11 protein-coding genes are annotated in these 13,866 nt (G+C 64.3%); 5 read left to right on the forward strand and 6 right to left on the reverse strand.

All coding sequences use genetic code 11. The annotated features are described in order from the left end of the window. Window position 1: 1 nt before the first annotated feature. The 6 genes from eutA to LB515_RS12875 all read right to left on the reverse strand — a co-directional run bounded on the left by eutA (window position 2) and on the right by LB515_RS12875 (window position 5,556). Entirely contained in the window at window positions 2-778 is a 777-nt protein-coding gene (gene eutA, locus LB515_RS12850; protein WP_224708049.1) for an ectoine utilization protein EutA, read from the reverse strand. Between the two features lie 5 nt (window positions 779-783). Continuing rightward, a complete protein-coding gene (gene ehuD, locus LB515_RS12855; protein ID WP_095765847.1) occupies window positions 784-1,443 on the reverse strand; it encodes an ectoine/hydroxyectoine ABC transporter permease subunit EhuD in 660 nt (219 codons plus the stop codon). Beyond that, window positions 1,443-2,102 carry an ectoine/hydroxyectoine ABC transporter permease subunit EhuC gene (gene ehuC / locus LB515_RS12860; protein WP_095765846.1) on the reverse strand — a complete coding sequence of 220 codons (660 nt, stop codon included), beginning with the start codon at window positions 2,100-2,102 and terminating at the stop codon, window positions 1,443-1,445. The genes ehuD and ehuC overlap by 1 nt, the downstream gene beginning before the upstream one ends. A gap of 203 nt (window positions 2,103-2,305) precedes the next feature. Next, on the reverse strand, window positions 2,306-3,157 hold the full coding sequence (ehuB, locus tag LB515_RS12865; protein WP_224707933.1) for an ectoine/hydroxyectoine ABC transporter substrate-binding protein EhuB: 852 nt from the start codon (window positions 3,155-3,157) through the stop codon (window positions 2,306-2,308). Between the two features lie 94 nt (window positions 3,158-3,251). Then, complete coding sequence (gene ehuA, locus LB515_RS12870; RefSeq protein ID WP_263481480.1) at window positions 3,252-4,037, reverse strand: ectoine/hydroxyectoine ABC transporter ATP-binding protein EhuA; 786 nt, start codon at window positions 4,035-4,037, stop codon at window positions 3,252-3,254. 133 nt (window positions 4,038-4,170) lie between these two features. Then, entirely contained in the window at window positions 4,171-5,556 is a 1,386-nt protein-coding gene (locus LB515_RS12875; protein ID WP_224707934.1) for a PLP-dependent aminotransferase family protein, read from the reverse strand. A gap of 82 nt (window positions 5,557-5,638) precedes the next feature. Between LB515_RS12875 and LB515_RS12880 the strand changes: the two genes are divergently transcribed. The 5 genes from LB515_RS12880 (at window position 5,639) to LB515_RS12900 (ending at window position 13,488) form a co-directional block, all read left to right on the forward strand. Then, complete coding sequence (locus LB515_RS12880; protein ID WP_224707935.1) at window positions 5,639-6,124, forward strand: Lrp/AsnC family transcriptional regulator; 486 nt, start codon at window positions 5,639-5,641, stop codon at window positions 6,122-6,124. 416 nt (window positions 6,125-6,540) lie between these two features. Further along, complete coding sequence (locus tag LB515_RS12885; RefSeq protein WP_224707936.1) at window positions 6,541-8,034, forward strand: NAD-dependent succinate-semialdehyde dehydrogenase; 1,494 nt, start codon at window positions 6,541-6,543, stop codon at window positions 8,032-8,034. Between the two features lie 34 nt (window positions 8,035-8,068). Further along, complete coding sequence (locus tag LB515_RS12890) at window positions 8,069-9,448, forward strand: aspartate aminotransferase family protein (protein ID WP_224707937.1); 1,380 nt, start codon at window positions 8,069-8,071, stop codon at window positions 9,446-9,448. A gap of 22 nt (window positions 9,449-9,470) precedes the next feature. Continuing rightward, complete coding sequence (locus tag LB515_RS12895) at window positions 9,471-10,571, forward strand: alcohol dehydrogenase family protein (protein ID WP_224707938.1); 1,101 nt, start codon at window positions 9,471-9,473, stop codon at window positions 10,569-10,571. A 367-nt stretch (window positions 10,572-10,938) separates the two neighbouring features. Next, on the forward strand, window positions 10,939-13,488 hold the full coding sequence (locus LB515_RS12900) for a caspase family protein (RefSeq protein ID WP_224707939.1): 2,550 nt from the start codon (window positions 10,939-10,941) through the stop codon (window positions 13,486-13,488). Window positions 13,489-13,866 lie beyond the last annotated feature (378 nt).

Below are 13,866 nucleotides of genomic sequence, written 5' to 3' on the forward strand. Positions count from 1 at the left end.
TTCACTGGGCCAGCGGCTTCGTCCACAGTCGGCCGAATTCGGGCCGGGGCGTTTCGTCGCCGCACAGCCGCAGACAGTTCCAGGCACTGGCCTGGTTGCTGGTGACGACCGGACGTCCGATCGCCTCTTCCATGCCGGGAACCGCCAGTGCGGCGCGCAACGCGGTGCATGAGACGAACAGCGCATCGGCCTGCGGATGGGTGACGTTGCGCGCCAGCTCGACCAGGGACGCCGGCGTGATGCGCGCCATCTCACGGTCGTCCTCGAAACCGAGGCAGGTGAAGCTTTCGATATGGAAACCGTGCGCGGCGAAATAGCCCGCCATCGGCCGGCTGGTCTCGACGGTGTAGGGGGTCAGGATGCTGATGCGCTTCACCCCGAAAGCGTTCAGGCCGCGCACGCCGGCCATCGGCGGGGTGACGACGGGCGCGCCTGGCTTGGCTGAATGGATCGCCTGTTCGATCTCGGCGTCGCCTATCACCACCGACGCAGAGGTGCACGAATAGCATATCGCATCGAGCGGCTCGTCCGGCAGGATCAGCGCCGCGCCCGCCGAAAGCGACGGCTGCATCTTGCGCAAGTTTTCCGGCGTCGTCGGATTGGCGTAGGGGATGCGCGCGACATAGACGCCGATCCGCTCGCTCGCCACCATGCGCCGGAAATCCACTTCGCTGGTGTGATCCGTAGCTAAAGCAATCAGGCCGACGCGCTTTTCCAGCGGACGCGAGTCCAGAGTGGGACGCGCTGTTTCGAGGCGGATCTCGGGCAATGCGTTCATGACTTTCATCTTTCGATCCTGCCGTAGCGATGCTCCAGCCAGCGCAACAGCACGACGGAGCAGAGGCTGATGACGAGAAAGAAGGCGCCGACCAACGTCATTGGTTCGATGTAGCGGTAATAGGTGTTGGCAACGCTCTTGGCCTGGTTCATCAGTTCCAGCACGGTGATCGCCGACAGCAGCGGCGTCTCCTTGAACATGGCGATGAAGTAGTTGGCCAGGGCCGGGATCATCGGCGGGATCGCCTGCGGCAGGATGATATGCGTCCAGGTGTGGCGGCCGCCCAGATTGCAGGCCTTGGCAGCTTCCCACTGGCCGCGCGGCACATTGTCGATGCCGGCGCGGTAAACCTCGGCCGTGTAGGTGCCGTAATGCAGGCCGAGCCCGATGACGCCCGCCACCAGCGGCGGCAGCAGGATGCCGATGTCGGGCAGCACGTAGAAGATGAAATAGAGCTGCACCAGGAGCGGCGTGCCGCGGATGAACTCGGCGAACCAGCCGACGCTGCGCGCGACGATGCGGTTCTCCGAGCGCCGCGCCAGCGCGATCCCAAGCCCCACGATCGCCGCCAGGACCGAGCCGAGCACCGTCGCCAGGATGGTGATCTTCACCCCCTGGATAAGGGTCGGCATGATCTCCCAGACGAAGTTCCAATCCCATTCCATCAGACGCGCACTCCGTCGAGGCCGCGCGCCATGCGGCGCTCCAGCGTGCGAATGCCCCACGAGATGATCAGCGCCAGCGCGAAATAGATGACGAGAACGGAGAGGAAGGGCATCAGCGTGCTGCCGGTCTGCGAGCGCACCACCTGCGCCTGGAAGGTCAGGTCGGCGAGCGAGATAAGCGACACGACCGAGGTTGCCTTGAGCAGCTCGATCGCGTTGTTGCCGAAGGTCGGCAGCATGACCAGCAGCGCCTGCGGCAGGATCACATGGCGCATGCCTTGCCAACGGCCGAGATTGAGCGCCGTGCAGGCCTCGTATTGCTCGCGGCCGACCGACAGTATGGCGCCACGCACGACTTCCGCGGCATAGGCGCCGACATTCAAGCCCAGCGCCAGCACGCCGGCCTGCAGCGGCGTCAGCGACAGGCCGGCGAAAGGCAGCACGAAATAGGCCCAGAACAGCTGCACGAAGATCGAGGTGCCGCGGAAGAATTCGATGTACGTCGTCGCCAACGCGCGGATGATGAAGAAGCGCGACACGCGCCCCATGCCGGCCAGGAAGGCCATGATCAGCGCAAGCACCGACCCCATCAGCGTCAGCTCGATGGTGACAAGCGCTCCCTGCAATATCAGGCCGAGATAGCCGGACCACTGGGTCATAAAACTAGAAGTTTCCCAACATTGATGTGCTTGGCGCCTCCCATCGACAGAGAGATGCCGGTTACCCTCCATAGCTGCAGCGCAGCTGCTGCGTAGGATGGGCAGGCAGATGAGGGGCGGAGCCAGCCTTGCAGAACTTGGCGCCCCTCATCCGGCTCTTCGAGCCACCTTCTCCCCGCAAGCGGGGAGAAGGCAAAGGAGCACTACTTCGCCGCGCAGAGCTTCTCGCGCGTCGTCGACATCGCCGCCTTGGCGGAGAAGCCGTAGGGCTCGATGATCTTGGCGAACTCGCCGGACTTCTTCATTTTGGCGAGCTCGACGTCATAGGCGTCGCGCAGTGCCTCGTCGCCTTTCTTGAAGGCCGCGCCATCGCAATAGACCGGCGCGCCCTGCACCGGCGCGATCACTTCGAGGTTCGGGTCGTTGGCCTTCTTCATCAGGTCGTTGATCGAGAGCACGGGCAGCGAATAGGCGTCGATACGGCCGTCCTGCACCATCTTCAGGCCGCTCTGGCCGTCCGGCACGACGATGACGCGATCGCGCGGCACGCCGGCAGTGAGCGCCAGCTTCTCCTCGGTGCCGCCGCCCGGCGCGCCGACCGTGGCGGAGCTGTCCTTGGCGATGTCCTCATAGCTCTTGAAGCCCTTCGGATTGCCCTTTTTCACCAGCATCGCTTCGGCATCGCAAAGCACCGGCTCGGAATAGGCGACCGCCGCGCAGCGCTCCGGCTTCATGAACAGGCCGGCGGTGACGACGTCGAAGCGGCCGGCCTGCAGGCCGGGGATCATCGCGCCATATTCTGAAATGGAAGCGACGATGTCGTTGACGCCGAGACGCTTGAAGATCTCGCGCGCCACGTCGGGAGCCGCGCCCGACACCTTGCCGTCGGCCGCGACCGCCGTATAGGGCGGCTCGTTGGCGATGGCGACGCGGGCGAAGCCTTGCTGCTTGAGCTGCTCCAGCTTGGCGTCATCCGCCGACCGCGCGCCGGGGGCGAGCAGCATCGCGGTGATCGCGAGGCTGGCGACGCCAGCCAGAATGCCAAGTTTCTTCATTGTTCCCAACTCCTTGTTTGTCTTCTTGGTTTGCCTGGTTCGGGACGGCCTTTGGCCGCCCGTGGACGGCTTGCGCCGCCCGCTCGCATTGCGGTCAGACGCGATGTCCGGCCGCGATGATCTTCTTCAGGAAGCTCTGCGTTCTTTCCTGTTTGGGATGGCGGAAAATCTCATCGGGCTTGCCTTCCTCGACGATCCTGCCGCGGTCGAAGAACAGCACGCGGTCGGCGAAGTCGTGGGCGAAGCCCATCTCATGGGTGACCAGAAGCATCGTCATGTCGGTCTCGGCGGCGAGCTTGCGCATGACGTTGAGCACTTCCTCGACGAGCTCGGGGTCAAGCGCCGAGGTGACCTCGTCGAACAGCATGATCTTGGGCGACAGCGCCAGCGCCCGGGCGATCGCCACGCGCTGCTTCTGGCCGCCGGAGAGCTGCGCCGGCATCGCCTTCGCCTTGTCCGCAAGCCCGACCATGTCGAGCAGTTCCATCGCCCGCTTCTCGGCGGCGGCGCGCGCGACGCCCTTGGTCAGCATCGGCGCCAGGGTGACATTGTCCATGACGCATTTGTGCGGGAAGAGATTGAACAGCTGGAAGACCATGCCGATCTTCTGGCGCATCCTGGCCAGATGCCGCTCGTCGGCCGGCAGCAGCTGGCCGTTGCGTTCCATGTGATAGAGCTGCTCGCCGTCGACCTGGATATGGCCGCCGTCGATCTTCTCCAGCGTCATCAGGATGCGCAGGATCGTCGTCTTGCCTGAGCCGGATGGACCAATCAGCGCCAGCTTCTCGCCGGGCATGACCTCCATCGACAGGCCGTCCAGCACCTTGAAGGCGCCGAAGCTCTTCGAAATCGCATCAACCTTGATGATGGGCGCGGGCAATCCATTCCCCCGTTCTGGAGCCTATGCCCTTAACGATGCGAAACGCGCCAAATCATGTCAATTGGGAAAATAATATCATGACAATATTTCCGGCGCGGCACAATTTCAGGGCAATCTGAGTTTCCTTTGTGCATCAGATGGCGAGCAGGAGATGCTCCGGATCGCCGAGCAGCAGTTTGGCGACAACGCTCAGGCCCGCCCGCAGTTCCCCCTCGGTGGTCGATCCGAGCGAGATGCGCACGGCCGGATGCCAGGGCGTGTCGGCGATGCGGAACGAGGTGCCTGGCGCGATCGCCACCCCACGCAGGCGCGCCTGCGCGACAAAGCTCTCCTCGGCCCGGTCGCCCGGTAGCTCGAGCCACAGATGCAGCCCGTCGCGGTGACAGCGGTAATCGACGCCGGCCAGCATTTCGGCGGCAATCTCCTGCCGCCGCTTCAACGCCCCACGCTGCCAGTTGACCAGTTCCATCGCGGTGCCGTCGGTCACCCAGCGCGTGGCGATCTCCGCCACCATCGGCGTCGCCATCCAGTTCGAGACGAGATGGCGGTTGGCGACAGCCGCGACATAGCGGTCCGGTACCGCGAGATAGCCGATGCGCAGGCCTGGCACGACGATTTTGGTGAAGGAGGTGACGTAGAGCGTCCGTTCCGGCGCGAAGGCGGCAACCGCGGGCGGCCTGCCTTCAACCAGCGGCCCGAGCACGTCGTTCTCGATGATGGCGATGTCATGCTTGCGTGCGACCGCCGCGATCTGCTCGCGCCTTGTGGCGTCCATCAGCGTCGCCGTCGGGTTGATTACCGACGGCTGCACGAACACAGCGCGAATGTCCGAGAGGCGGCAGGCCTCGTCGAGCGCTTCGGGGACCAGCCCGTTGCCGTCGATCGGCAGGCCTTCGAGATTGAAGCCGAGATAGCGGGCGAGCGGGATCAGCGTGTGGTGGCCGATCGCCTCGGTGGCGACCGTCGAGCCGGGCGGCGCGACGCTCATCAGCGCCACCGTCATGCCGGCAGTGGCGCCGTTGGTCAGGCTGATGTTCTGCGGCGAGGCTTCAAGGCCGCAAAGTTTCAGCCATTCGATCGCGACCGCGCGGTGGCGCGGGAAAACCATGTTCGGCCGGAACGATAGCGCCGAACTCGACGGCAGGTTCTCGGCCAGCCAGCCCAGCGCCTGCTTCAGTTTCTCCAGATGCATCGGCTCGCAGACCGGCTTCAGGATGGAGAGGTCGATGACCTCGCCCAGCCGTTCCGGGATGTAGGGCGGCTCGGGCTCGCGACGCTGCGTCTGCACGAAACTGCCGCGGCCGACCTCGCCGGAAATCAGTCCCCGGCGGATCAACTCCTCATAGGCGCGGCTGACGGTTTGCACCGAAAGCTTCAGATCGTCCGCCAGCCGGCGATGCGTCGGCAGCCGCGTGCCGTTGGCCAGCCGCCCGTCATGGATGGCGCGCGCGAACTGGTCGGCCAGCGAGAGATAGGCCGGTCGGCGGATGAGAGCAGGATCTGGCTGCCAAAATGTCATGACTTATTAGAGATCGAAATCAGTGCAATTGACAATCGAAATAATGCATCGTCATGGTGTCCGCAACGAAAGGCGGACCCGCATGGCGGCAGCGAAACTCGACCCGATCGACCTCAGGATTCTCGACGCCGTCCAGCGCGACGGGCGCATCACCAAGCTCGCGCTGGCGGAGAAGGTAGGCCTGTCGCCGACGCCGTGCTGGATGCGGCTGCGCAAGCTGGAGAAGGCCGGCATCGTCTCCGGCTATCACGCCGCGATCGCCATGCGTGTCATCGCGCCGGTGGCGACGGTGCTGATGGAGGTGACCCTGGCCAATCATCGCCAGGCTGACTTCGACCGCTTCGAGCGGGTGGTCCGCGATACCCCGGAGATCATTGCCTGCTGGTCGGTGGGCGGCGGCGTCGACTACGTGCTGAAAGTGATGGCGCGCGACATCGACGCCTATCAGCGGCTGGTCGACGGCCTGCTTGAGCGCGAGATCGGCATCGACCGCTACTTCACCTACATCGTCACCAAGACGGTCAAGGATGAGACCGTGCTACCGGTGGCCGATCTGCTGCCGGAATAAGGGTGAGTCGGTCTCACGATCAGCGTGGAGATTAGCCGAAACGTCCGTCACTTCGTCATCCACGGGCGGAGCAAGGAGCGAAGCGACGCGGCGCAGACCCGAGGATCCATTCCGTAAGGCCAAGGCGTTGCAACGGTGCAGAATTCTGCTCCGCTGCGCCCTTCGATCAAGGTCACCGAATGGATCCTCGGGTCTACGCGTCCGCTTCGCTTCCGCTCCGCCCGTGGATGACGAAGTTGTGGAGGCGGCCAATTTCACCGGTTGGTGACATCCGGCGGCTGGTAAGCCAGAGAGATTGACCTGCTCTCCCGGACAAATAGAGACAATCTCTCTCTATCAGCCTGTCGAAACAGCCTCTTTGTCCCGATTGCACGACTAGTCTCTCCACATCGCCTCGGCACCGGGAGACCCGACTGATGTCCGCGCATTTTGCCCGTACCAACCACCATGAAGCGCTCGACCGCCTCGCCGATCGCCGGCTGCTGCGCGCGCTCGCCTATGTCGATGGCCATTGGACGGCGAGCGAAGCGGCGGCAAGTTTTGAGGTTACCGATCCGGCCACCGGCGCTACCGTCGCCTTCGTAGCCGCGCTCGATACTGCCCAGACGACAAAGGCGATCAATGCCGCGTCACGCGCGTTTCTTGGCTGGCGCTTGGCGCTGCCGCAGGAGCGCTCGAAAATCCTGCGAAAATGGTTTGATCTGATCATCGCCGCCAAGGATGATCTGGCGCTGCTGATGACGCTGGAACAAGGCAAGCCGCTGAAGGAATCGCTGGGCGAGATCGACTACGCTGCGTCCTTCGTCGAGTGGTATGCCGAGGAAGCGAAACGCCTCAACGCCGAAAGCGTCACCAGCCATCTGCCGAATGCGGAGATGTCGGTGCGCCGCGAGCCACTCGGTGTCGTCGGCATCGTCACGCCCTGGAATTTTCCGTCAGCCATGCTCACCCGCAAAGCGGCGGCAGCTTTGGCCGCTGGCTGCACCATCGTGGCGCATCCGTCCTCGGAGACGCCGCTGTCGGCCCTGGCCCTGGCCGAGCTCGGCGAGCGTGCCGGACTGCCGGCAGGCGTCTTCAACGTCGTCACCGGCGATGCGCGCACGATTGTCGGCGCGATGTGCGCCGATGCGCGGGTCCGCGCGATGAGCTTCACCGGCTCGACCGAGGTCGGCCGGCTGATCGCCGCGCAGAGCGCTGCGACGATGAAACGACTGGTGATGGAGCTCGGCGGCCACGCGCCGCTGATCGTCTTCGACGACGCTGACATCGATAAGGCGGTGGCGATAGCGCTCGATGCCAAATTCGCCACCTCCGGCCAGGATTGCCTCGCCGCCAACCGCATCTATGTGCAGCGGCCGATCTATGATCGCTTCTGCGCCGCTTTCGTCCGCCGCATCGAGCAACTCCGCACCGGCAATGGCTTATCGGCAGACGCCGATATCGGACCGCTGATGCATGAGCGCGCGGTCAAGAAGGTCGAGGAGCAAGTCGCCGATGCGCTCACCCACGGCGCGCGCTGCCTGGCCGGCGGTAAGCGTCACGCGGCCGGGCCGCTGTTCTACCAGCCGACGCTGCTCGCCGATGTGCCGGACGAAGCGCTGATCATGCGCGAAGAAACCTTCGGCCCTGTCGCGGCTGTGACGCCATTCGACGACGAGGCGGAAGTCGTCGCCCGCGCCAATGCCACGGAATACGGCCTGGTCGCCTATGTCGTCACCGAAAACGGCGCGCGCCAGGCGCGCATGGGCCGCGCCTTGGAGTACGGCATGGTCGCCATAAACCGGGTCAAGATCACCGGCGCGCCGATCCCTTTCGGCGGCGTCAAGCAATCAGGTATCGGCCGCGAAGGCTCTCGCCACGGCCTCGAAGCTTTTACAGACCTCAAATCCCTTTGCCTCGACGTAGCCTAAGCTACGCGGGCCTCATTCTCGTCAGGAGTCAAAAATGCTCGAACAGTCCAACGAACTCTCCGCTTGGGATCGCGACCATTTCTTCCATCCGTCGACGCATATGGGCACGCATGCGCGGGGTGAGTCACCAGCCCGCATCATGGCCGGCGGCGAAGGCGTCACCGTCTGGGACAACAATGGCAAGAAGAGCATCGATGCATTCGCCGGCCTCTATTGCGTCAATGTCGGTTACGGCCGCCAGAAGATCGCCGATGCCATCGCCGAGCAGGCCAGGAATCTTGCCTACTACCACGCCTATGTCGGGCATGGCACCGAGGCCTCGATCACGCTTGCCAAGATGATCATCGACCGCGCGCCGAAGGGCATGAGCCGAGTCTATTTCGGTCTCTCCGGCTCCGATGCCAACGAGACCAACATCAAGCTGATCTGGTATTACAACAACGTTCTCGGCCGGCCGGAGAAGAAGAAGATCATCTCGCGCTGGCGTGGCTATCACGGCTCGGGTGTCATGACCGGTTCGCTGACCGGGCTCGAGCTGTTCCACAACGCCTTCGACTTGCCGCGGGCGCCGATCCTGCACACAGAAGCGCCGTATTATTTCCGCCGCGCCGACCGCTCGATGAGCGAGGAGCAGTTCTCGCAGCATTGCGCCGACAAGCTGGAAGAGATGATCCTGGCCGAAGGCCCCGACACGGTCGCGGCCTTCATCGGCGAGCCGATCCTCGGCACCGGCGGCATCGTTCCGCCGCCGGCCGGATATTGGGCAAAGATCCAGGCCGTGCTCAACAAATACGACGTCCTGCTCGTCGCCGACGAGGTGGTGACCGGCTTTGGTCGTCTCGGCACCATGTTCGGCTCCAACCATTACGGCATCAAGCCTGACCTGATCACCATCGCCAAGGGCCTGACCTCAGCCTATGCGCCGCTTTCCGGCGTCATCGTCGCCGACAAGGTATGGCAGGTGCTGGTCAAGGGCTCGGACAAGCTTGGCTCGCTCGGCCATGGCTGGACCTATTCGGCGCACCCGATCTGCGTTGCCGCCGGTGTCGCCAATCTCGAGCTGATCGACGAGATGGACCTTGTGCGGAACGCCGGCGAGACCGGCGCTTACTTCCGCGCCGAGTTGGCCAAAGCCGTCGGCGGCCACCGGAATGTCGGCGAGGTGCGTGGCGATGGCATGCTGGCCGCAATCGAGTTCGTCAAGGACCGCGACGACCGCGTCTTCTTCGATCCGGCGCTGAAGGTCGGGCCGCAGATCGCCACCGCGCTCGCCGCCAGCGGCGTCATTGGCCGCGCCATGCCGCAGGGCGATATCCTCGGTTTCGCGCCGCCGCTCTGCCTGACGCGCGAGGAAGCCGACATCGTCGTCGCAAAGACCGCCGACGCGGTGAACAGCGTATTGGCCAGCATCTGAGAAGTGACATCCGAGAAGCGACATGAATGCCATGACAAGAACTCTTCCCGCCACCATGGCCGCCGTGCAGCTTACGGGCCATGGCGGCCTTGAGAAGCTCGTCTACCGCACGGATGTGAAGGTGCCGGCACCTGCCGCCGGCGAGGTGCTCGTCAAGGTCAGCGCTTGCGGCATGAACAACACCGATGTCTGGGTGCGCCAGGGCGCCTATGGCACGGAGGAAGATGCCGGGGCGGTGTCGACGTGGCGCCGGCAAGGCAACACTCTGACCTTCCCGCGCATCCAGGGCACCGACACTGTTGGCACGATCGTCGCCGTCGGCGACGACGTGTCCGCGGAGCGCATCGGCGAGCGCGTCATGGTCGATTTCTCGATCTATAATCGCGACGACGATTCGCTGGCCGACATCGACTATATGGGCCACGGCCGTGACGGCGGTTATGCCGAATACCAGGCGCTGCCGGCCGAGAACGCGCATGTCGTCGACACCGATCTGAGCGACGTCGAGCTAGCCACCTTCTGCTGCGCCTATCTCACCGGCGAGCAGATGCTGGAACGGGCGGCGCTGAAAGCTGGCGAGCGTGTGTTGGTCACCGGCGCCTCCGGCGGTGTCGGCTCCGGCATCGTGCAATTGGCGAGGGCGCGGGGCGCGATCCCCTATGCCGTCGTCGGCAAGGGCAAGGAACAGGCCGTGCTCGACATCGGCGCCGAGAAGGTGATCACGCGCGGCGTGGCCGACCTGCTCACCGCCGTCAACGAAGCGACGAATGGCCAGCCCATCGATGTGGTGGCCGACCTCGTCGGCGGCGCCATCTTCAACGACCTCCTACGCATCCTGCGGCCCGAAGGCCGCTACACGACTGCCGGCGCGATCGCCGGGCCGGTCGTGCAGCTCGACCTCCGCACCATGTATCTGAAGCAGCTCCAACTCCACGGCTCGAGCCAAGGCACGCGCGCGGACTTCCGCCGTATCGTGCGCTACATCGAGGAAAAGAAGATCAAGCCGCTGGTCGGCGGCGTCTACAAACTGTCGGACTTCCACCGCGCTCAGACCGACTTCATGGCCAAGGACTTCGTCGGCAAGCTGGTGGTGGTGCCGGACGCGATGTGGAGCGGCGCCTGACCCAGGAAAGAGGCCGGCTTGGGCTCGGCGGGTCGCCGTAGCCTTCCGTCCGGAATTGCGTAAAAGCAAAGAGACCAGGAGTTTTCGCCGCTTCCATGAAACGCTGTGGCGTCACGGACACGCAGCGCTGCGCGGAGGCGTGGCTCGCCGATGGCGATCCTGCATCGACAGACGGCGACGCGCTTACCCAGGTCATTGCGGCGCCGAGGTCTCTGGGTTATTTTAGCAGCTGGTTGAATGCGCGATCTGCCTTGCCATCGCAGGCGCGTTCCTTGCCGTCTTGGCAGATTGTGAAGTCTTTAACAGACCGCGATGCCGCAAGCTGCGTTCTTGTGGCCGACAGGTGATAGCAGTTAGGGATTTTACCATGCTGCGATGCTGCGCGCTGATTGCAGCCTTGATCCTCGTGGGCCTCGCGACGGTGCAGGCGCACGCCGATCGAAGGGTTGCGCTTGTCATCGGCAATTCCGAATATCGCGAAATCCCTGGGCTTAAGAATCCGGACAAGGATGCCGACGACGTGTCGAGCACGTTCCGGCTGGCTGGCTTCGATGTGTTCGTCGCCAAGGATCTCACCAAGCTCCAGTTCGAGAAGGAATTTCGCAATTATCTCGCGGCGGCGGACGGCGCCGATCTGGCGGTCGTCTACTATTCGGGTCACGGCTTTCAGATCGGCGGCGAGAATTTCCTGATTCCGGTCGATGCGTCGCTCAAGGATGCGGCCGACATCGAGGTCCAGGCGGTCAAGCTCGACGACGTCCTGCAACAGTTGCGCGCCAAATCGAAGATCCAGGTGATCATCCTCGATGCCTGCCGCAACAACCCGTTCCCGCGCAAGGATTACTGGCTGCGCGACCAGTTGATCGCGGCCGGCGGCACCGGCCTCGCGCAGGTGAAAAGCTCGCTGAACACGCTGATCGCCTTCGCCACGGAACCCGGCGCCGTCGCCTATGACGGGTCCGGCGATCTCAGCCCGTTTTCATCCGCCTTCTCGCGCCGCGCGCTGGCGCCGAACCAGGAGATACGCTCGGTCATGGCGGCCGTCCGCCGCGATGTGGTCGAGGCCACCAAGGGCGCGCAGGTTCCCTGGGAAAATTCCTCGCTGATCGACGAGGTGGTGCTGATGCGCCGCGCCAGCCGGCCGGCTCTGCCGCCAGTGCTGGAAAAGACCGTACCGTCGGGCGTCGGTCCGGTCGCGCTCGACCTGCCGGTGCCGGTCGATGTCGATGGCGGCTCGGTCACCATCAGCATCGAAAGGCCGCCGGCGCTGGGGCGTCTGATCCTGGACGGCAAGCCGGTCGCGACGGGCGAGCCGATAGAGGGCAAGGATCTGCCGCGGCTCGCGATGGATGTGCCGAAGGGCGCCGACGCCGAGGACCAGGTCGATATGCTGGCCTATGCCGCGCATGACGAATGGGGCGGCGGATCGCAGGGCATACTGGTGTTCCGGGTCAAGAATGGCGAGGGTGCCGCGGGCAAGCAGCTTGTCGCCTCGCTCGAGTCGAAACAGAAGCAGCAGGTGGTGGAGCGCGGCATCCACATCGCCGGCGCCGCCGAGGCGATCGAGAACCGCGACGTCAAGATTCCGGTCGGTGTCGGCCCGGTGCCGCTGAAGCTGGATTTCCCGACCAACGATCCGGCCGTAAGCGTGAAGCTTGCGAGCTATCCGGCAACCGGGACGCTGTCCCTGCCGGACCGGACCTTGTCGCCGCAATCGAGCTTGATGGCCGACGAGGTCGATAAACTGCGCTACGAACCGCAGATAGGCGCGGTCAAGCCATTGATAGTCGGCGTCGAAATCAGAGCTGACAACACATCGTCGAAGCCGGCGACGATGAAGCTGTCGCCAAGCGTCGATCCCTGCGACACGCAGGCAGGCGAACCCTTGGACCTGCAGGGCGTCGTTCCCGGCCTGTTGCCAAACGAGATCGGCGCCGGCGCGGTGGAGGCCTGCCGGGCGGCCGTGAAGGCCTATCCCGATGTCGCCCGCTTCCACTACGAACTCGGCCGCGCGCTGCTCGCCGCCGGCAAGGTCGAGGAGGCCAAGAAGGCGATCAAGGAAGCCGCTGACCAGGGACATGTCCGCGCTGTATTCGAGCTGGGCTACCTCAACGCGACCGGCACGGGTATGCCCGCCAACCGCAAGCAGGCCAACGCTTTCTATGCCGCGGCGTCCGACAAAGGCGATCCCTATGGAATGACTTCATGGGGCCGCGCCTTGTTCAACGGTTACGGCGTCGACCGCGATACCGGCAAGGGGCTGGACCTGCTGCTCAAGGCGGCGGCGATGGGCCATACCTATGCGATGAACGACCTTGCGGCGATCTTCACCGAAGGCCGCAACGGCGTGCCGGCCGATCCGGCTCGCGCCGTGGCCTTCCTCAAGGCCGGCGTCGAGCGGCAGGACATGTATTCGATGAACCTGCTTGGGCGCAATTATCTCTCCGGCACGGGGGTCGAGAAGGATCCAAAAACCGCGCTCACGCTGTTCCAGAAATCGATGGATCTCGGCCAGCCCTATGCCCCCGGCAGCCTTGCACGCATGTACAGGGACGGTGTCGGCGTGCAGCAGGATCTGGCAGAGGCGCAAAGGCTGTTCGAGCTGGCGACCGATCGCGGCGATCAGTCGGCCGCATATGATCGCGCGGCGCTGGAGATGCAAAGAGGCGACAAGGCCGACCAGGCGGTGGCCGCGCGCTATCTTGCTTTCGCGGCCGCGCTCGATCTTCGCAACGAGATTCCGGACGCAAAGGCGACGCTCGCGAAATTTGGAGCCAAGGCGAAGACAGCGGCTCTGAAACAGATGCGTGGGGAACTCAAATCCAAGATTTCGGCGGACGGCTCGTTGGACGATCAGCTGGTCAAGACGGCCAGGGCGGTCTGGGAACAAGCCAATCCGCGACGGGACCTGTTCTGATCAGCAAGGAGGCAATGTTGTGGGCTGGGCATCGAAACACGCAATCGTCGCAACAATCCTATCCGGTGCTCTCGCGGTCGCAGGCTGCACGACCGTGACGCCCAGGGTCGAGCCGGCCCCGACGGAGAAGCACAGGACGAAGGCTGTTCGCACGACGACCGCGCCAAAAGTCGTCGAGCGCAAGAAGGTTACCGCCAAGAAACTGATCAAGCCCGTTCAGACCGAGACCGCGCCTGTCGTCACTCCGCCTTCAATTGGCGGTGGCAATAGCGGTGGCGGCGGTGGCGGTGGTTGGGGCGGATAAGCGGTCGATAGCAGGCAGGGCCGCCGTCGCGCGATAGGTGTCGTCACATCCTTCGAGGTCGAGTAGAACCGCTC

The organism is Mesorhizobium sp. CA15, from assembly GCF_020165215.1.
Taxonomy (GTDB): Bacteria; Pseudomonadota; Alphaproteobacteria; order Rhizobiales; family Rhizobiaceae; genus Mesorhizobium.